Consider the following 17,870-nt stretch of genomic DNA (forward strand, 5'->3'; position numbering starts at 1 on the left):
CATCCACGCGCATCGTTCGGTAGTTGGTCTGCACGGTTTTGTTCTGCATATGACGTCTACCTCTACCGCCGAAGCTCCCATGATTGCTGAACCAACGGCCGTAGAAGCCGTGCTGGTACAACGCCTCTACCAGCGCGACGAAAATGCCATGCTACTGTTCTATAATCAGTACAGCGCCATGCTCTACGGGGTGATTTTGCGAATTGTGAAGCACACCCACCTAGCCGAGGATGTGTTGCAAGAAAGTATGCTGAAGATCTGGCATTCTTTCCCAAGCTACAATCCCATGCGGGGGAGGCTAGCTACCTGGGCACTCAATATCTGCCGCAACAAAGCCATTGACGAGCTGCGGGCCCAGCGCGCACGCGGTGCCGAGCGTACCACGTCGCTACCAAGTAAGCTACCGACGTCTCTTCAACCACTAGCCACAACCTTTCGCCCCGAGCATGTGGGTGTACGCGAACTGGTGCACGATTTGTCGCCGGCCGCGCAGGAGTTGTTGGATATGCTGTATTTCCAGGGCTACACCCAGCAAGAGGCTGCCGAGGCGCTGGGTGAGCCACTGGGCACGGTGAAGTCCCGCGCCCGCGCTGCCATTAGCCTTCTAGCGCGTCGGCTGCGCAATGCGGGGTAGGGGGTAAGACTACTCGGTGGGGGGCTGCATAATGAAGCTGCGCATCATGTGCAGCAGCAAGGAATCGGCGGCACTCAGGTTGAGCGGCTGCAAGTTTAGCTGGATGGGTTGAACATAACCCGCCATAGTTAGAAACTCTTCATCCGACACGGGGCGGAAAGCCATGGACCAGTCGGTGAAGCTGCGCTCAGCTACTTCTTTATCAGCTAGTTTCACTAGGCCCACGTGGCGCTTATCGGACAGCAAACGAGTGTAGAGGTCGTCTAGCGCGGCCTTATCACCTTCCACAATCTGCATGAAACGTCCGTCGCCATACACCAGTGCGCCCGTAATGTTATCTTGTTCGTTACGGAGGCGCGCCTGGTTGAGTAGGGCGCCCAGTTCAGCGTCGCTCAGTGGCTGCACGGCCGTGCTCATATAAATCAAATGGTGCATCGAAGGAAGGTAGGATCAAATCAAAGGTAGAGAAATAGATTCCCCATCCGGCGCCGGCTGCGTATCATTGCTCATGAAAATACTGCTGGTAGAAGACGAACCCAAGGTGGCGGCCTTCCTGCATAAGGGCCTCACCGAGCAAACCCACGCCGTCGATATTGCCTCCGATGGCCTGTTGGGCTTGCGCCTGGCCCTGGTCAATGGCTACGATCTGGTGATTCTGGACAACCTGCTGCCTGGCCTGAGCGGAATAGAAGTGTGCCGCCGCATCCGCGAAAGCCACTCCTCGGTACCTATCCTGATGCTGACGGCCTTGGGCGAAACCGACGACAAAATCCGCGGCCTCGATGCCGGTGCCGACGATTATTTGGTAAAGCCCTTTGCTTTCCAGGAGCTGCTGGCGCGCATCCGGGCCCTCACGCGGCGCCACCAGGAAGCGCCCGGCACGGCCGGCGTGGTGCTGCGCCTGGCCGACCTCACCCTCGACCCCGTAACCAAAATAGTGCAGCGGGCCGGGCAGGCCATTCAGCTCACTGCCCGCGAGTTTGCCCTGTTGGAGTTTTTGCTGCGCAACAAGGGTAGGGTAGTATCACGGGTAGATATTCTGGAGCAGGTGTGGGAAACCAGCTTCGACACCGGCTCCAACGTCATCGACGTGTATATCAACTTCCTGCGCAAGAAAATCGACCGGGATTTCACCCCCAAGCTCATCCATACGCTGGTAGGCATGGGCTATACCATGAAGGAGGAGTAATTGGCTGATGTGGTGATTGTTGAGGTGGTGATGCATTGTCATCCTGAGTTTGCGAAGGACCTTATCACGCTAGCACGAGTCGTTGTTACGCCTGTTGTTCACACGTGAGAAGGGCCTTCGTTGCGCTCAGGATGACAATGCATCACCACCTCAACAATCACCACATCAGCATATTAGCACATCAACATTATGTCTATTCGTCTTCGGTTGGCGTTGCAGTTTGGATTGATTGTAGGCTGCACGCTGCTGGTATTTTCGCTGGTGATTTATGCCTTTACCTACCAGGCCCGGCGGGCGTTATTCACCGAACGCTTACTAGGCCGCGCCCAGATAGTGGGGCACGTGTACCTGGATGGCACTAACCGCGCCGATGCCAGCCGGGTTTCGTACCGACGCTACCTGCGCCAGTTTTACCGCACGCTGCCCCAGGAAGAAGCGCGGGTGTACAACAACCAGGACTCTATTGTCTTTCATGAAGGCACTCTGCGGACCAAGCCTGCACCGGGCAAGTTGCTGGAAGATGCGCGTCGTTTGGGCCAGGGCATCCGGCACGATGCCGCCTATCACCAAACGGTTTCGTTGCGCTACCGCGATGCGCGGCGCGGCACCTTTATCGTAGTGGCTTCCTCCATGGACACGGAAAGCGAGCAGGAATTGAGCAATTTGCGGCTGATTCTGCTGGTGGGCCTGCTAGTGTCGTTTGGGATTGTGGGCGTGGGCGGCTGGTTTTTTGCCGGCCAGGCCCTGCGTCCCATGAAGCGCGTGGTGAACGAGGTAGACAGCATCACGGCCTCCGACCTGCACCAGCGCCTCTCCGAAACCGACGGGCAGGACGAAGTGTCGCACTTGGCGCAGCGGTTCAACAGCCTCCTAGACCGTCTCGAAACGGCATTTGCCGGGCAGCGCACCTTCGTCCGCGACGCCTCCCACGAGCTGCGGACTCCCCTCACGGCCCTCATTGGAGAGCTGGAAGTGGCCCTGATGCAGGAGGAGCGCCCGCCTGCCGAGTACCGGCGCGTGCTGCGCAGCACCCTCGATGCGGCTCGCCTCCTGAAAGACCTCACCAACGGCCTGCTCCAGATTGCCCGCGCCTCCGACGACCCCTCGCAGGTGCCCCTCACCTCAACGCGCCTCGACGAGCTGCTGCTACAGGCCCACGAGGAAATCAGGCGGCGCCACCCTACCCACCGCGTCGACCTGGAATTCAGCGAGTCGGATTCCGGCCATCCTGCCGACCCGTTTGTGGTGCGGGGCAACGAGGCGCTGCTGCTGTCGGCGGTGCTCAACGTGCTCGAAAACGCCTGCAAGTTTTCTTCCGACCCCACACAGCCCATTGTGGCCACGTTGTTGGCCGCGCCGCGCGCAGTACACCTGCTAGTGCGCGACAAAGGGGTAGGCATGACCCCAGAAGACCAGCAGCAAGTGTTTGTGCCTTTCTTCCGGGCCGATAACGTGCGTACGGTACCCGGACACGGCATTGGGCTGCCGCTCACGGCCAAAATTATGGAGCTGCACGGCGGCAGTATTCACGTGCGCAGCCGTTTGCACGAAGGCACCGAAGTGGAGCTGATTCTACCAGCCGCTTAATCAATCCCAAAAAGCATCTTCTCGCAGGCGTACTTCATAGTGCTAAATGCCGCTTTTGAAAAAATCAAGGAGCTGTTTGATAGATGGTTGTAATTGAAGGGAGCGATTTAATTCCTTTTTAATTCTCTTTTAACGCGCTCTTAATTACCTCCCCGTATTCTTGTAGCATAATAGTTCAGGCAAGTGTGTTGCCGGCAACGAGTAGACTGATGGATGCCGCAAACGACGGCTCACCAGTAGTCAGTTGCCCGAAATCAACGCATCTGCTTTAAAGTAAGAACTCATGCAGTATATGTGGCCAGCAAAGCCACTAAACACGGCATCACATAGTCTGCATCCGATTTGCTGTCGGCTACCTTGGAGGGGAGAATGCCGACGGCTACCAGAGCCATCGTACCAGTAGTGGTACGATGGCTTTTTGGTGTAAGATATCCGTCAATAGCTTCTCGCTGACAACTTTAGGGTAGGTCCCACGCGTACCCATCAAGAAGTATTTACTCTCACTTACTTCTGATGAAAGCAATATATTTCAATGAGTACGGCCCCGCCAGCGTACTGCAATACGGCGAGCAGCCAACTCCCAAGCCCAAAGCCAACCAGATTCTAGTGCGCGTGCAGGCCAGCAGCGTCAACCCCGTCGACTGGAAAATCAGGGAAGGCGGTATGAAGCTGATTATGAGCCCTGCGTTTCCGAAGCTGATGGGCCGCGATGTAGCCGGTGAGGTGGCTGCCGTGGGCGACGACGTCGTACGATTTACTCCCGGCGACCGGGTATATGGTATGGTAGCGGGCATGGGCGGTGCCAACGCCGAGTATGCCGTGCTGGAAGAGGTGGAAACTGCTTTCATTCCTGATAACCTGGGCTTTGAGCAGGCTGCGGCCGTGCCCCTAGTGGCCATTACGGCGTTGCAGGCCCTGCGCGACCACGCTCCCGTACTTTCCGGCGACCGGGTACTCATCAACGGGGCATCGGGTGGGGTAGGCGCCATGGCCGTGCAAATAGCCTGGGCGCTGGGCGCCGGGGAGGTAATTGGCACCTGCGGCCCCGATAACATGGAGATGGTACGCAGCTTGGGCGCTTCGCAAGTGTATAACTACAAGGAGCACGATTTTACGAAAGACCAAAGCCGCTACGACGTGGTGTTCGACGCAGCCGGCAAAAGCTCTTTCTTGGAAAGTAAAGCTTGCCTGCGCAACAACGGCCGCTACGTAACCACCATCCCCGACCCCAAAGCCATAGCCGCAGCGGTGTTATCGGCAGCTTTCTCGAGCAAGAAGCAGGCGGCCTTCATGGCCAAAAACAGCGGTTCTGATATGGCGCTTATCTCGGCGTGGCTGAAAGCTGGCACCATTCACCCAGTCATCGACCGCACGTTCCCGCTGTCTGAAACCAGCGCCGCCCAGGAATATGGCGAGCAGGGCGAGTCGAAGGGAAAGATTGTGCTGACGGTAGGGTAGGAAAGTAACGATACCGCTTAAGCCCATCTACCTCGCATAGTTCATAAACCGCTTTCCAACATAAGGTTACACCACTGTTGGGAAGCGGTTTATGTTTTTGTAGTAGATATATACCGAAGGCTCTTTGCCGATGGCTGCGGCCCATTGCGGGCAGTAGGGCGCCATCCAAATGGCATCGCCTTGCTGCACGGGGTAGTATTGCTGGTTGAGCATGTAGATGGCCTGGCCTTGCAGGTAGAGTAGGCCGTGCTCCATCTGGTGCGTTTCTACCAGCGGCAGAAACGCGCCGGGTTCGTAGGTGAAGATGTTGACGGCCATGTCGAAGGCGGGCTTATGGGGCAACAGCGCCTGTATGCGCAAACCCTCATCGTTGCAATGCACGCGGGCCTCGCTGTCGTCTTTCTCTCCAAACATTACCTCGGGCGCCAGGTGGCCAGCCAACGGCTCATACACTTTGTGAAACGTGAGCAGTTGAGTACCCGCATCAAATCGGTCGAACAGGTACTCTTGCTCTATCGGGACGTACACGAATTGGTCGGTTTTGAGCAGCCGCACCGTGCCCCCTACCGATACCTGACACTCGCCCCGCACCACGTAGAAGAAAATCTGTGCCGTAGCAGTGCGGCCCGTTACCTGGCCGTTTTCCCGTGCCGTGATAAGCGTTTGTCCAAAGCCAGCGCCCATGTGCTCGCTCACCAGCACGTTGACTGTGCAGCCTGTCCAGCCAGGCACGTTGCTGTTGATGTAGCCATCGGGGGTAAGAATGGCGTGATTGCGCGCAACAACGGAGCGGGTGAAAGCAGGAATTTGCATGGATAGAAAATCAGTGAGGCCAACTAGGCGCACCAGCGAGGCACGCACGTAATAAGGAGCATAAGACGAACGGATGAGGTCAACCAATGCAATAACTCGCTTCAGGATCAGGCAGAGCCTATGTACCGTGTACCACTCGTCTAACGCCAGAGCCCGCTGTGAGCCTCTTCTGTCTACGTAAAAACTCGTAGAAACGTGGTTGCAGAATGCAGTAAAAGCATAGGTAAATACTGATTTTGGAGGTCTGTGGCGGCAGGTATCACCGGCGAAACGTATGCTGTTTTAGCCTGCTAGTTCACCGCTGCTCTCTTTTCCACAACCCCTCACCTAGTGCCGTTTGTATGAAGAATGGTACGCCCTCCCGTCGTTCTCTTCGCTTTCTGCTAGGTAAAGCAGCCGAAGAACGCAACCTAGCCTTACCCGTGCGCCAACTACTGATGTACCCGGTAGCCAAAACGACCTGACTACCGCTTGCCAGAACTAGTACGCCGATGCCATGCCTTTAAGCCGAAATTGACCCGAGGCAAACTATCAAGCAAGCTCAAGGCTGCCAGCGTGCCCATCACCTACATGCTCTACTAAGGCACAAGAGCTAGCTGCCTCGCGGCTGCATACCGCTTTTCACTACTCAACCATTCACCACACAGACCAATGGAACAGCCTATTTCTCGCCGCCAGCACGGCTTCACCGACTACAGCTACATCCCACTGGCCCTGACGATTCCGAAACTAGCGGGGTTTGAAGCAGAACAAAAAGCCGTGACCATGACGCGCGTGCTAGCCGGTAATATTCTGTTGTCCAGTATGTTCACCCGCGCCGAGTGGGGCCTCTTCAAGAAAATGCCGTATAAAGCGCACTTAGTGCTGGATGTGGCAGTAGGCGTATTCGCTGCCAGCTCGCCCTGGCTGCTGGGCTTCGCTAAGAACAAGGCAGCCCGCAACGCGTTTTTGCTGCTAGGCACGTTTGGCATCCTGGCGGGCACGCTCTCCAAACCCGAAGAAATGCCGGAATTCGAACAGTAGAGTATCCGATACCAAACCGACCGGGGAGCGGCGCGTATAGTGAGTATACGCGCCGTTTTTATTGCAACGGTTTTCACTTACACGAGCCGGCTCACCGGCTCCTTTAGCATTACTAACATGGCCCAAGACCCCCAGCATAATCCCGAAGAAAGTACCCCCATTAATCCTACCATCACACACGACCAAGGCAGCCAGGAAACAGTGCGCGATGAGCGCGGCGACGGCACTACCGGCCTTGTGAACAACGGTAGCTACCAGCTGAAAACAGACCAGGGAGAAAGCGCCGAAATGGGCACCGCCCCGCTGCACCTGCACAGTGCCGCCAAAGGCGACGAAGACTACCTCAATGGCGACGACCACAAGCAAGTGCTACCCAAGCCAGAGCAGGACAAGCTGTAAAACTTGAGTTTACAAACACACAAAAGGCGCTACCTGAAGCAGGTAGCGCCTTTTGTGTGCTTACGGTAGAGGTAGATTATTCTAAATACCCCAAGTCCGCCAGCCTTAGTCTATAGGGGGTAGGCTGGCTTTGAGGCGGGCGCGTAGGTGCTCGTGTTGCTTGGGCAGCATCAGGTGAGTGCCCAGCTCGGCCAGGGGCTCATCCACGGTGAAACCGGGGTTATCGGTGGCAATTTCGAAGAGCACGCCGCCCGGCTCGCGGAAATACACGGAGTGAAAGTAGTCGCGGTCGATTTGCGGGGTAGGCTGCAAGCCTTTCTCGATCAGCTTTTTGCGGAAGTAGAGTTCGGCTTCGTCGTTTGCCACGCGGAAGGCAATGTGATGCACCGAGCCGCCGGCCGTCACGCTGCGCGCTTCGCCGGGCGCCTCTACCAAGTCAATGTAGGCGGCACCCTGCACCGTGTCGGTCACGTAGCGGTGACGGTTTACGTGGCTTTCCAGCAGCGTATAGCCGAACACATCAGTCAGGATCTCAGCGGTGGCTTTGATGCTGGCCAGCGTAAGCGTAACGGTATGGAAACCCTTGGTAGCTACCTCAGCGCCTACCTCGGCGGTGGTCCAGGGCGTGCGCGGGTCCTCGGTTTTGGACACGATAAGCTCCAGCTTCAAGCCATCGGGGTCGAGGAAAGTGAGGTAGGGCTCACCAAACTTCTCACTGGGCTTATTGTACGTAACACCGTACTGCTCAAAGCGCTTTATCCAGAAATCGAAGCTGCCCGCGGGCACAGAGTACCCTACCTCTGTGGTCTGCCCAATGCCGCGCCGGCCCTGGGTGATGTGCTCCCAGGGAAAAAAAGTGAGAATGGTACCCGCCGAGCCGGTTTCATCGCCGAAGTAGAAATGATACGTGCCGGGGTCGTCGAAATTGACGGTCTTTTTCACGAAGCGTAGACCGAGCACGTTGGCGTAAAAATCGTAGTTGCGCCGGGCATTGCCCGCAATAGCCGTCACGTGGTGCAAGCCAAGAATGCGTGGTTCCATGAGAAGTGGGTTAGAATTCAGAAGGGTAGAAAGGAGGTAACTTGTTTGCGCTAGTTTGCAGGGCTTCAGCCCTGCAAACTAGCGCAAATGGTTTGCTTTGTTTATTCGGTTAATTACTGAATATCAAATTATTGGCTAAATCTATTTCTTCCTGTGTGATGGTGTGGCCCATGTTGGGGTAGATCTTCTCCGTGACGTGGGCACCCAGCTTAGTGAGCAGTGCCGTAGAGGCACGCACACGCTCTACGGGCACGTGAAAATCAGGGTCGCTGCTACCGATGAATATGGGCGTGCCGCCGAAGTCGCCCGCGTAGGTAGTAGGATGCACTTCGTCGCCAATAAGGCCACCAGTGAAGGCCGCCACGCCGCCGTAGCGGGTGGCGTGGCGCGCCACGTACTCCAGCATAAGGCACGCTCCCTGCGAGAAGCCCATGAAATAGATATTTTTCTTGCTGATGCCGTTGTCTACCACCTCGGCCACTGCGTGGTCTACAGCGGCCAGCGCGGCTGAAAGCCAGGGTTCGTTTTGGGCGGTTGGCGCCAGAAAAGACTGTGGGTACCATGTGTGCTGCGTGGCCTGCGGGGCGAGCAGGGCGTAGGCGCCAACGTGCAGATGCCGGCCCAGCGACAGGATATCGGCGGCGCTGGCGCCCCGGCCGTGCAGCATAATCAGGGCTTTGGTGGCGGTGCCTAACGGCTGCCCCGCCGTGCGAATAGGTTCTTGATGCATACGGCCAATATAAGGGCTGCGCGAGGAAACCTTGCTGGTTGAAAGACAACGTCCTACCTAGCAGGCAGAAGCAGCCGGGGCTTGGTGTGTGGAACCACTCGGGAAAGCGAGACTGAATAATCGACCTTTCTGCGCCGTATCTTTGTTGATTATTCGCTGAGATTACCTCAGCAACATCTGCAAAATCGACGATGAAGGTTTGTATTGCCGAGAAGCCCAGTGTGGCCCGTGAAATTGCCAACGTACTAGGCGCCAACCGCAAAATGGACGGCTACTACGAGGGCAATGGCTACCAGGTCACTTGGACGTTTGGGCACTTCTGCCAGCTCAAGGAACCCGAGGACTACCGCCCCGAGTGGAAGCGTTGGAGCATCCACGACCTGCCCATGATGCCCGACAACTTCGGCATCAAGCTCATGCGCCGCGACGATGGCGTGGTGCGGCAGTTCAACGTCATCAAAAAGCTACTCGACGCGGCCGAGGAAGTCATTAACTGCGGCGACGCCGGGCAGGAGGGAGAGGTTATTCAGCGCTGGGTGCTGACGGAGGCTAAGTACCGCAAGCCCTTCAAGCGTCTTTGGATCTCGTCGCTTACGGAAGAGGCTATCCGCCAGGGGTTTGCCAACCTGCGCGAGGGGAGCGAGTTCGACCGGCTGTACCAGGCCGGCAAGAGCCGCGCCGTGGGCGACTGGCTGCTGGGGCTGAACGCTACCCGCCTGTTCACGCTGAAATATGCCCCCGGCCGTGGGCAGGTGCTGAGCCTGGGTCGCGTGCAAACGCCTACCCTGGCCCTGCTCGTCGACCGCTACCACGAGATTCAGAATTTCAAGCCGGAGCCCTACTGGGTGCTGCGCACGGAGTACCGCGGCACCATGTTCAGCCACGTGGCCCCGCCCAAAAAAGGCAAGGCCGAGGACGACGAGCCCGACGAAAAGGCCCGCCTGAAAGCTCGCGGCTATTTCGTGAGCGAGGAAGAAGCCAACACGGCCATGGCCGCCGTGAAAGATGTGCCGCTGACCATTACGGGTGTCGAAATCAAGAAAGGCTATGAGTCGCCGCCGGCGCTGTTCGACCTGACCTCGTTGCAGGTGCAGTGCAACAACCAGTTGGGCTTATCGGCCGAGGACACGCTGCGCACGGTGCAGAGCCTCTACGAGAAAAAAGTAGTGAGCTACCCGCGCGTAGACACTACGTTCTTACCCGACGATCAGTACCCCAAAATTGCGGGCATCCTGAAAGGCTTGGGCGCCTACCACAGTCTCACGCAGCCGCTACTGGCCGCCAAAATCCGCAAGAGCACCAAGGTATTCAACAACCAGAAGGTGACGGACCACCACGCCATCATCCCAACTGGCGCCAGCGCCGGCGGCCTGGGTAGCCAGGAGCACAGCGTGTACGACATCATCGTGCGCCGCTTCCTGGCGGCTTTTTATCCCGATTGCGAAGTATCGAACACCACCGTGACGGCTGAGGCGGCCGGCTACCCTTTCCGGGTGCGGGGTAGGCAGATTTTGAATCCCGGCTGGCGCGTGGTGTACGGCGACCCGGAGAAGCAACAAGCGCCCAGCGCCCCTAAAGCACCCGGCGAGGCCGACAGCGACGACGTGGTGAGCACCGTGCTACCCAACTTCGTGAAGGATGAGAGCGGCCCGCACAAACCGCGCCTCGACCAGAAAATGACCCAGCCTCCGCGCGAGTACACCGAGGCCATGTTGCTGCGCGGCATGGAAACCGCTGGCCGCAACATCGACGACGACGAGTTGCGCCAGGCCATGAAGGAAAACGGAATCGGTCGGCCCAGTACCCGCGCCAACATCATCGAAACCCTCTTCAAGCGCGGCTACATCCGACGCGAGAAAAAGCGCATTATACCCACACCCACCGGCGTTGAGCTGATTGGTCTGATTCGGAACCCTACCCTGAAATCGGCGGAGCTGACCGGGCAGTGGGAAAAGAAGCTGCGCCAGATTGAAGGCGGCGACTTGCAGCCCGACCATTTCCTGGACGAGCTGAAAAGTCTGGTGCGTGAGGTGGTGCACGAGGTAAAGCACGACGGTTCGCGCCGGCTGATTGCAGACCCTACCCTCCCAGCCTCGGGGGGGAGCCAAGCGCCAGCAAGAAGCCAACAGCCAGCAGTCAACAGTCAACAGCCAACCATTGGCCTCGGCCCATGTCCGAAGTGCCAGACGGGTGGCATCCTGCGCGGCAAAGCGGCGTTTGGGTGCTCACGTTTTCGCGAGAACTGCCAGTTTCGTATGCCCGTCGAGTTTGCCGGGAAGAAGCTCACCGACAAGCAGGTAAGTGTATTGCTTGCCAAAGGCCGCACGCCCGTTATCAAAGGCTACTTAGACGATGACGGGCAGAAATTTGACGCGGCCGTGCGTCTCACGCCTCAGTACCAGCTAGAGCTGGTGCGCGCCGCTGAGAGCAAGCCCACTACCTCCACCGACCCCGGCCAGATTCCGTGCCCGGTGTGCAAGCTGGGCACTATGCTACGCGGCAATGCTGCCTGGGGCTGCTCGCGCTTCCGCGAGGACTGCCAGTTTCGGGCGCCGTTTGAGTGGGGCGGCAAGAAGCTGAGCGACGTGCAGATGAACCAGTTGCTGCGCAAGGGCAAAACCGGCACGATTCGCGGCTTCGTGTCGAGCCGGACCGGCGAGCGGTACGCGGCGGCGCTGCAACTCAACGCCGAAGGTAGGATAGAGCCCGTGTTCGAGAAAGGGTAGGTGACGGCCGCCTACTTGCCATACTTTAAGGTGCCGCATGGCCCAAATCCTTCTGTTTACTACATTACGACTATCATCATTTTACTTTACCTATGAACGATCCTGCCATCCGTGCTCTGCTGTATCCGCTGCTCACCGAAGGCGTGTATATTGAAGAATTGCCCACCGGGGGCACCCGTGCCGACCTTGTGCACATCACCGAGCAGTTTATGCACTGCTACGAAATCAAAGGTGCCGGTGACACCATGCAGCGGGTTGTCCACCAGTTAGGGCACTACATGCTGGTGTACGATTTCGTCACGTTTGTGGTGACCGAAAAGCACCTACCCAAGTTGATGCCCCTGCTGCCAGAATGGGTAGGCGTGATGGTGGCCACAGAAGAAGGCATCGTTACGCACCGCAAAGCGGGCTACAACTCGGCCGTGGAGCGCACAGCCCTGGGTGGCCTGTTGATGGTGGACGAGCTGCGGCAATTTATGCTCGCGCGCGGGCTGCGCGGCGTGAGCACCATGCAGCGGCGCGAGGTGATGCACATCATGCGCCACGCGCACAATATTCCGGTGTCGCACTGGGCGCGCTACACGCGTGAGCGGCTCACGGCTCGCCTACCCGTGCGCACGCAAAAGCGGGCCGAGCGCAAAGCCCTACGCGAGTCGCAGCCACCTAGGGAGCCCTGGCGAAAAACCATCAAGCGCATCAAGCGGCGTAAACGACCCCGCGGATTGCCATAGCCGGATGTTCGCCTCTCTACATTTAAAAACAACCCGTTTTCTGCCATGCCCAATACTCTTTTTGCCGCGCGTTTGCTGGGCTACTTAATCGGGTTGCTACCCTTGGTAGCCTTGCTGCTAATGTTCCGACAGGTGATTCCGCAGGGGCTGGGGTTGGGGCTGACGGCCTTTGGCTTCCTGGCTTCCTACTGGGTGCAGCAGCGCGCCCGCACCCTGTTCCCCTACGATTTTAAGAACCGGGCCGAATGGCTGGCGCTGGGTATTTACGTGGCCGTGGTGGTGGCTATGCTTGTGTTGATACAAGTAGGTGGGTAGGGGAGGGACTGCTAATGCTGTCATCCTGAGCTTGCGAAGGACTTTCTCACGTGAGAATGACAAGCGCACTAACGACTCGTTCTCACGTGAGAAGGTCCTTCGCTCCCCTCAGGATGACAAGAGTTGATGAATGACAGAAGACGTTTAGGATAGCGCCCAAGCAAATGCTCTACCGATGGTCGGCTACGGCGGGGAGGAAATCGGGGCGGCTGCCCAGCAGGCTCTGGTCAGCGTACGACAGCTCGGCGCGAGTGCGGGGTAGGGCCTCGGGGTAGTTTTCGCGGATGAACTGCACCAGATGCTCGCGTACAAAACACCGTAGATCGAATGCGTCGGACGAGTTGCGGGCGCTCATCAGGGCTCTGATTTCCAGGGTGCTTTCCTTGGAATCGGTGACTTGCAGCGTATTCACGCGCTGGTCCCAGAGCGGGCTGGCTTTCAGCAGGCGCGTAAGTTCCTCGCGCAGGGCGGACACGGGTAGGGTGTAATCGGTGTAGATAAACACCGTGCCCAGAATCTCGGCCGAGATGCGCGTCCAGTTCTGAAAAGGTTTCTCAATGAAGTAGTTGATGGGTAAAATCAGGCGGCGCTGATCCCAGATTTGCAGGACCACGTAGGTGAGCGTAATTTCCTCTACCCGACCCCACTCACCCTCCACCACCAGCACATCATCAATGCGAATGGGTTGGGTGAAGGCAATCTGGAAGCCGGCCAGTAAGTTGGCCAACGACCGTTGGGCCGCAAAACCGACGATAATACCGCCAACTCCTACCCCCGTCAGCAGGCCCGCGCCGATGCGCCGCACACTATCGAAGCTGAGTAGAATGGCCGCCACCGCCAGCAGTCCAATGCCGATAACAGCCAGCCGCCGAATGAACTGGAGCTGCGTCCGGATCTTGCGCTCCTTGATGTTGTTGTCCTTGGTCAGGTCGTAGCTGTGGTACACGAATTCTTCGCCCACATACACCAGCCGAATGAGTACCCAGGCAAAGCCCGCCGTGGCCAGAATTCCCAGGACCCGCGTGGCCGTGCGGTGCGCGGGCGGCTCTAGCGTCATCAGCGGCAGAATCAGGACCAGAATCAGAACCGGAATGAAGAAATTGAGCGGTTGCCGCAGACGACGAATCAGCGAATTGACGATGAAGCCATCTGAAAAGCTGCGGTAGTAGCGCAGAGCCTTGGTAAGCAACCCGCGCAATAAGAGTCCGCCCGCAATGGCAGCAACGCCCAATAGCACGTTGCCGAGCCAGGCAGGTAAGGTATCCAGAAGTGTTTGAAAGTGTTGCATCAAAAAGCCGTTTTAGAACGCGGGGCCGCGGGTGGGGCTTCGGCAATGGCAGGCAGAAAGCAGAGCGGGGGAGGGAGAGGAATAGTACCTCGGAAGCACTCAGGGTAGCGATAAACCCGATGAGTATAGCCCCAACGTACGCAAGGTAACGGGTAGGGGTTGGCAAATAGTAAGTTTGTTATTGTATCAGCGGTTGCTGCCCTGCACGGGCAGCCGGTAGTGCAGGCGCAGGCTAAGCCGGTGCGTCCGGCTAAAACTAGTGGCCGCGTAGGGCTCTACCCACAAGCCACTATTGCCCAGACGCACGTTGCCACTCACAAAGGCTGTAGCTTTCTGGGTAATGCCCAACCTGGCTTCGTCGAATGCCACACCGCCCTGCGCAAAGCTGCCGTGGGTTTGGCCAAAGCCCGAACCCAGGCTGAAGGTGCTGCCGATGGTACCCAAACCATTTACACTACGGCCCATATCGGCTTGCACAAAGAATCGGTCGCGCCGTCCAATCCAGAGCATGAGGTCGGGTGACAAAATCATGTGCCGCTCGGTGAACGTGATATCGCGGGCATCGTCGGCCCGGTAGCCCAGGTTGCCTGCGTGAAATCCCAGGCGGTAGCCTATGCCCAAAGTGCCAGCGTTGCCTAGTACTCGGTCGCGCTCCGCAAATAGGTGCAGGTCGAACAGCGACTTATTGGCGTGGCCGGTTTCGTCGGAGGTGAGGAAGGAGCCGTTGAGGTCCAACTCGCGGTAGCCGATGCGCTCAGTACCCATCAGCACTTCTGCTCCAAACAAGCGGCGGTTGCCATCCGGGTCATCGGCATCGGTGTAGGAAATACCGCCACCGGCCACCTGGTAGCGGTGGTAATAGGCGCGCCGAATGGCGGGGCCGCCGCCGCCAGAACAGCCTCCTGAACTAGCAGCTTCCTGCAAATCCTGGTCATATTTGCCCTGCATGAAAGCGGGGCTGAAGGTGAAATAGCGGTTGCGCGTGCTGTCGGGCGCAGCTTTCTGGCTGGTCAGCACGCCAATCAACAGTACCAACGCCAGCGGCAGGTAGGCTACTCGGGGCTGATACCCGCGCAACAGACAAGCTGCTTCCATGCCCACTACCAGTAGTAGGGTTGCTTTCACGGATACTACCTCGGGTAGGGTGAGGGCGCCGGGACCCAATAGTGCGGTGAGTAGGAGCAGGCCCGCCACCGTTACTAGGTTTCGTGCAGGCTGCACCAATGGTGGGGTAGCAACTGTCATTTGATCAAGTTGGCGAATACGGATAGTCCACCAGCCCAGAGCCGTCAGGGCTATAGGTAGCAGTACCCACTGCACTTGTTTGAGGGCCACGCCCGCCAGCACCAAAGTAGCGCCGCCTACCTGCTCGCCGGCTGGGTCGCGCCAGTATTCGAGCACAAAGCGCCCAGCCAGCACCAAGCCCAGATAGAGCAGGTAGCGGCTACCACCAGGCCATACGCGCCGCCGCGTAGCCAGTACCACCACGCCTACCCCCACATACAGCAGCAAGGAATAGAGCTGAATAGGCACCACCGGCAACGACGCAGCAGCAGTGGCCGCGAGCTGGCCCCGCTGAAGCTGCCAGAGGTAGGGCAGGGTGTCGGGAGCGTATCGGATAGCGGGGCCGGCTTCGGCCAGCTCGCCGAAACAGCAGCCCGTGAGCAGGCACCCTACTCCCTGCACCGCCAGTGTGAGGCACATGGGCAAGGCAAACACATCGAACACGTGCCAGGAGAAACCCAGCCAGCGGCGTAGCGCCAGTAGGGCTAGCGTGCCTGCTATGGCGCCGCCCAGCACCGAGCGGGCGGGGTCGGTGGGCCAGGGTTGGCCCGCCAAAATGGCGGGCCAGTCGGCTAAGGGTAGAGCAATGAGCTTGGTGCCCAGAATGAAGGCCAGCGTAGACGCCGCCAGTAACACCAGCCACGGCCGCCATGCATAGCCGCGGCGGTAGCCGGCCCACAGCAGCAGCGCCTGCCCTAGGGCAAAGGCCAGCATATAAAACTGCGTGTAATAGACGTGCCCGTGTGGGGAGGGGAGCACAGGGGCCGGTAGGGGGTAGGAATACATCGATAGGATAAAAAGAGATGGCCAGGCAAGTGCGCCGACGAAGGCGGCGCGGACAAATGCAGAAATAAAGGCGCCCCGGACGGTTACTCGCCGGGGCGCTTCTGCATCGTGCGTAAGGATGAGCGGGGTACGATAGGGGTACCAGCCGCAACACAAGCTAACCCGATAGTGGATAGGAAGGTAACAGGAGTAAAGCTACCCGCCGGGTAGCACATACGCAGACAAAGAAACAGCCTGATCAGACTTTTAAAAAAGCTGATCAGGCTGCGTTATAATTTAATTATCAATGTATTACACGGAAAGAAAAGGACATCCTGCGTTCCAATTCTTTGTGACGTGCCTTAACCTGGCTGAGGTAGCAGGCGCGGAACGGGCTGCGCGGCCGGTGTAGTATCGCCGTACTGCACAATGTTTTCAATCATGCCTTTGAAGATGATGAAGTGAAACGGCACCAGCGCATACCAATACAGGCGCCCGGCCAGTCCCCGCGGTCGAAAGACCGCCAGCTGCTCCAGCGTGTGCGTGCCGTCGTCGTTGGGTAGGATGCGGAACTGGAGCCACGCTTCGCCAGGAAGCTTCATTTCGGCGTAGAGGAGCAGGCGCCGCGCCCGGCGGTCGGCTACCAGCACGCGCCAGAAATCGAGCGGGTCGCCGGCGCGCAGATCGGTGGGGGAGCGGCGGCCGCGGCGCAGGCCCACGCCGCCTACCAGCTTATCCAGCAGGCCGCGCAGGCGCCACAGCCAGTCTACCTTGTACCAGCCTCGGTCGCCGCCAATGCGCCACACGTTCTGGCGCACTTCCTCAGGGTCGCGCCAGAAACGGAGTTTCTGACAGTCGCGCAGCACGCCGTATTGGGGTAGCTGCATGTGGTCCATGAAGTGCCGTTCCATCACGCCGCTGCTCAGGGCATCGCTCCAACTGCTCACTACTTCGTTTTGCTCGATGCGCTGGAAAGCCAGCTGCAACGACTCCTCGTAGCTCATGCAGGTGTGGGGTACGGCCTTGGCAATGCTGCGTTTGGGGTCGGCCACTGTGTCATTGCGCAGGCTTTCCACCAGGCTTTGGGCCAGTGAAAAGGTAGTGCTGGTAACCAGGTACAGCCACCATGACGACAGCCGCGGCGTGAGCACGGGCACCGTGAGCACCAGCCGGCGGTAGCCCCGCACGCGGGCTAGGCCCAGCAGCATTTCGCGGTACGTCAGCACGTCGGGGCCACCCAGGTCGAACGACTTGCCCAGGCACGCCGGGTTATCCAGCACTGCCGTGAGGTAGAACATCACATCGCGCACGCCCAGCGGCTGGCAGCGCGACTGCAACCAGCGCGGCGTGACCATCACGGGCAGCTTCTCCACCAAATCCCGAATAATCTCGAACGAAGCCGACCCCGACCCGATAATGATACTAGCCCGTAGCACGGTGAGCTGGGCCGTTTGGGCGCTCTTTAGCACCTTCTCTACCGCCCGGCGCGAGCGAAGATGGGTGCTCAAGGCGCGGTCATTGGCGATGCCGGACAAGTAGATAACCTGCCGGGCCGGCGTGCGGTTGAGGTAGGCCACAAAGTGCTGTGCCGATTCCTGCTCGGCCCGGAAAAAGTTGGTATCGTGCCCACTCATGGAATGCACCAGGTAGTAGGCCGCGTCGATATCGAGGGGCAAATCGGACAGCGAGTCGGGCTGAAGCAGGTCGCCGGTGGCTACCTTCACCCGGTTTTTTAGCGACTCGGACAATTCGAAGCGGCGCCGGTCGCGTACCAGGCACACCACCTGATGGCCCGCATCAACCAGCAAGGGCAGTAGCCGCTGGCCAATGTAGCCGGTAGCGCCAGTGAGCAGAATTTTCATGGGTAGGAATGGCAAGAGTGATACT

The 17,870-nt window shown here is 58.6% G+C and carries 16 protein-coding genes; 9 read left to right on the top strand and 7 right to left on the bottom strand.

Features of this window, described 5'->3' with window-relative positions; all coding sequences use genetic code 11:
- Positions 1-49: 49 nt before the first annotated feature.
- Positions 50-634 carry an RNA polymerase sigma factor gene (locus J4D97_RS14140; protein ID WP_243900315.1) on the top strand — a complete coding sequence of 195 codons (585 nt, stop codon included), beginning with the start codon at positions 50-52 and terminating at the stop codon, positions 632-634.
- A 9-nt stretch (positions 635-643) separates the two neighbouring features.
- Here the strand turns inward: J4D97_RS14140 and J4D97_RS14145 are convergent, their stop codons facing one another.
- Positions 644-1,069 (bottom strand): BLUF domain-containing protein, encoded by a 426-nt coding sequence (locus J4D97_RS14145; RefSeq protein WP_185282955.1) that lies wholly within the window; start codon positions 1,067-1,069, stop codon positions 644-646.
- 73 nt (positions 1,070-1,142) lie between these two features.
- On the opposite strand from J4D97_RS14145, the gene J4D97_RS14150 reads away from it, so the two are divergent.
- From J4D97_RS14150 to J4D97_RS14160, 3 genes are all read left to right on the top strand, one after another.
- Positions 1,143-1,823, top strand: a complete 681-nt coding sequence (locus J4D97_RS14150) for a response regulator (RefSeq protein WP_185282956.1) — start codon at positions 1,143-1,145, stop codon at positions 1,821-1,823.
- Between the two features lie 189 nt (positions 1,824-2,012).
- On the top strand, positions 2,013-3,410 hold the full coding sequence (locus tag J4D97_RS14155) for a HAMP domain-containing sensor histidine kinase (protein WP_208308106.1): 1,398 nt from the start codon (positions 2,013-2,015) through the stop codon (positions 3,408-3,410).
- 513 nt (positions 3,411-3,923) lie between these two features.
- Entirely contained in the window at positions 3,924-4,868 is a 945-nt protein-coding gene (locus tag J4D97_RS14160; RefSeq protein WP_208308107.1) for an NADP-dependent oxidoreductase, read from the top strand.
- A 66-nt stretch (positions 4,869-4,934) separates the two neighbouring features.
- On the opposite strand, the gene allE is transcribed toward J4D97_RS14160, so the two are convergent.
- Entirely contained in the window at positions 4,935-5,681 is a 747-nt protein-coding gene (gene allE, locus J4D97_RS14165) for a (S)-ureidoglycine aminohydrolase (protein ID WP_208308108.1), read from the bottom strand.
- 651 nt (positions 5,682-6,332) lie between these two features.
- Between allE and J4D97_RS14170 the strand changes: the two genes are divergently transcribed.
- Together J4D97_RS14170 and J4D97_RS14175 are read left to right on the top strand one after the other, a co-directional pair.
- Positions 6,333-6,704: an SPW repeat domain-containing protein gene (locus J4D97_RS14170; protein ID WP_185282961.1), complete on the top strand. Its 372-nt coding sequence runs from the start codon at positions 6,333-6,335 to the stop codon at positions 6,702-6,704.
- Positions 6,705-6,821: 117 nt separating this feature from the next.
- Complete coding sequence (locus tag J4D97_RS14175) at positions 6,822-7,103, top strand: hypothetical protein (RefSeq protein WP_185282962.1); 282 nt, start codon at positions 6,822-6,824, stop codon at positions 7,101-7,103.
- Between the two features lie 105 nt (positions 7,104-7,208).
- Here the strand turns inward: J4D97_RS14175 and J4D97_RS14180 are convergent, their stop codons facing one another.
- Together J4D97_RS14180 and J4D97_RS14185 are read right to left on the bottom strand one after the other, a co-directional pair.
- Positions 7,209-8,144: a ring-cleaving dioxygenase gene (locus tag J4D97_RS14180; RefSeq protein ID WP_208308109.1), complete on the bottom strand. Its 936-nt coding sequence runs from the start codon at positions 8,142-8,144 to the stop codon at positions 7,209-7,211.
- A 109-nt stretch (positions 8,145-8,253) separates the two neighbouring features.
- Positions 8,254-8,874 carry an alpha/beta hydrolase gene (locus J4D97_RS14185; RefSeq protein ID WP_208308110.1) on the bottom strand — a complete coding sequence of 207 codons (621 nt, stop codon included), beginning with the start codon at positions 8,872-8,874 and terminating at the stop codon, positions 8,254-8,256.
- 191 nt (positions 8,875-9,065) lie between these two features.
- Here J4D97_RS14185 and J4D97_RS14190 point away from each other — a divergent pair, with 191 nt between their 5' ends.
- The 3 genes from J4D97_RS14190 to J4D97_RS14200 all read left to right on the top strand — a co-directional run bounded on the left by J4D97_RS14190 (position 9,066) and on the right by J4D97_RS14200 (position 12,646).
- Entirely contained in the window at positions 9,066-11,600 is a 2,535-nt protein-coding gene (locus J4D97_RS14190) for a type IA DNA topoisomerase (RefSeq protein WP_208308111.1), read from the top strand.
- Between the two features lie 92 nt (positions 11,601-11,692).
- Positions 11,693-12,331, top strand: coding sequence for a sce7726 family protein (locus J4D97_RS14195; protein WP_185282966.1), 639 nt, complete (start codon positions 11,693-11,695; stop codon positions 12,329-12,331).
- 45 nt (positions 12,332-12,376) lie between these two features.
- Entirely contained in the window at positions 12,377-12,646 is a 270-nt protein-coding gene (locus J4D97_RS14200; protein ID WP_208308112.1) for a hypothetical protein, read from the top strand.
- 169 nt (positions 12,647-12,815) lie between these two features.
- On the opposite strand, the gene J4D97_RS14205 is transcribed toward J4D97_RS14200, so the two are convergent.
- The 3 genes from J4D97_RS14205 to J4D97_RS14215 form a co-directional block, all read right to left on the bottom strand.
- Positions 12,816-13,934, bottom strand: coding sequence for a mechanosensitive ion channel family protein (locus J4D97_RS14205; RefSeq protein WP_185282968.1), 1,119 nt, complete (start codon positions 13,932-13,934; stop codon positions 12,816-12,818).
- A gap of 186 nt (positions 13,935-14,120) precedes the next feature.
- The gene (locus tag J4D97_RS14210; RefSeq protein WP_208308113.1) at positions 14,121-16,004 is read right to left on the bottom strand and encodes a prolipoprotein diacylglyceryl transferase family protein; all 1,884 of its coding nucleotides are present in this window, start codon (positions 16,002-16,004) and stop codon (positions 14,121-14,123) included.
- Between the two features lie 341 nt (positions 16,005-16,345).
- Positions 16,346-17,845 carry an SDR family oxidoreductase gene (locus J4D97_RS14215; protein ID WP_208308114.1) on the bottom strand — a complete coding sequence of 500 codons (1,500 nt, stop codon included), beginning with the start codon at positions 17,843-17,845 and terminating at the stop codon, positions 16,346-16,348.
- Positions 17,846-17,870 lie beyond the last annotated feature (25 nt).

It is taken from the genome of Hymenobacter defluvii, from assembly GCF_017589435.1.
Classification (GTDB): Bacteria; Bacteroidota; Bacteroidia; order Cytophagales; family Hymenobacteraceae; genus Hymenobacter; species Hymenobacter profundi.

Excerpts from the sequence above, each read along its gene's own strand:
- allE (WP_208308108.1), bottom strand. The coding sequence starts at position 5,681 with ATGCAAATTCCTGCTTTCACCCGCTCCGTTGTTGCGCGCAATCACGCC.
- J4D97_RS14140 (WP_243900315.1), top strand. The coding sequence starts at position 50 with ATGACGTCTACCTCTACCGCCGAAGCTCCCATGATTGCTGAACCAACG.
- J4D97_RS14205 (WP_185282968.1), bottom strand. The coding sequence starts at position 13,934 with ATGCAACACTTTCAAACACTTCTGGATACCTTACCTGCCTGGCTCGGC.
- J4D97_RS14210 (WP_208308113.1), bottom strand. The coding sequence starts at position 16,004 with ATGTATTCCTACCCCCTACCGGCCCCTGTGCTCCCCTCCCCACACGGG.
- J4D97_RS14160 (WP_208308107.1), top strand. The coding sequence starts at position 3,924 with ATGAAAGCAATATATTTCAATGAGTACGGCCCCGCCAGCGTACTGCAA.
- J4D97_RS14215 (WP_208308114.1), bottom strand. The coding sequence starts at position 17,845 with ATGAAAATTCTGCTCACTGGCGCTACCGGCTACATTGGCCAGCGGCTA.
- J4D97_RS14190 (WP_208308111.1), top strand. The coding sequence starts at position 9,066 with ATGAAGGTTTGTATTGCCGAGAAGCCCAGTGTGGCCCGTGAAATTGCC.
- J4D97_RS14170 (WP_185282961.1), top strand. The coding sequence starts at position 6,333 with ATGGAACAGCCTATTTCTCGCCGCCAGCACGGCTTCACCGACTACAGC.
- J4D97_RS14180 (WP_208308109.1), bottom strand. The coding sequence starts at position 8,144 with ATGGAACCACGCATTCTTGGCTTGCACCACGTGACGGCTATTGCGGGC.
- J4D97_RS14195 (WP_185282966.1), top strand. The coding sequence starts at position 11,693 with ATGAACGATCCTGCCATCCGTGCTCTGCTGTATCCGCTGCTCACCGAA.
- J4D97_RS14185 (WP_208308110.1), bottom strand. The coding sequence starts at position 8,874 with ATGCATCAAGAACCTATTCGCACGGCGGGGCAGCCGTTAGGCACCGCC.
- J4D97_RS14200 (WP_208308112.1), top strand. The coding sequence starts at position 12,377 with ATGCCCAATACTCTTTTTGCCGCGCGTTTGCTGGGCTACTTAATCGGG.
- J4D97_RS14175 (WP_185282962.1), top strand. The coding sequence starts at position 6,822 with ATGGCCCAAGACCCCCAGCATAATCCCGAAGAAAGTACCCCCATTAAT.
- J4D97_RS14145 (WP_185282955.1), bottom strand. The coding sequence starts at position 1,069 with ATGCACCATTTGATTTATATGAGCACGGCCGTGCAGCCACTGAGCGAC.
- J4D97_RS14155 (WP_208308106.1), top strand. The coding sequence starts at position 2,013 with ATGTCTATTCGTCTTCGGTTGGCGTTGCAGTTTGGATTGATTGTAGGC.
- J4D97_RS14150 (WP_185282956.1), top strand. The coding sequence starts at position 1,143 with ATGAAAATACTGCTGGTAGAAGACGAACCCAAGGTGGCGGCCTTCCTG.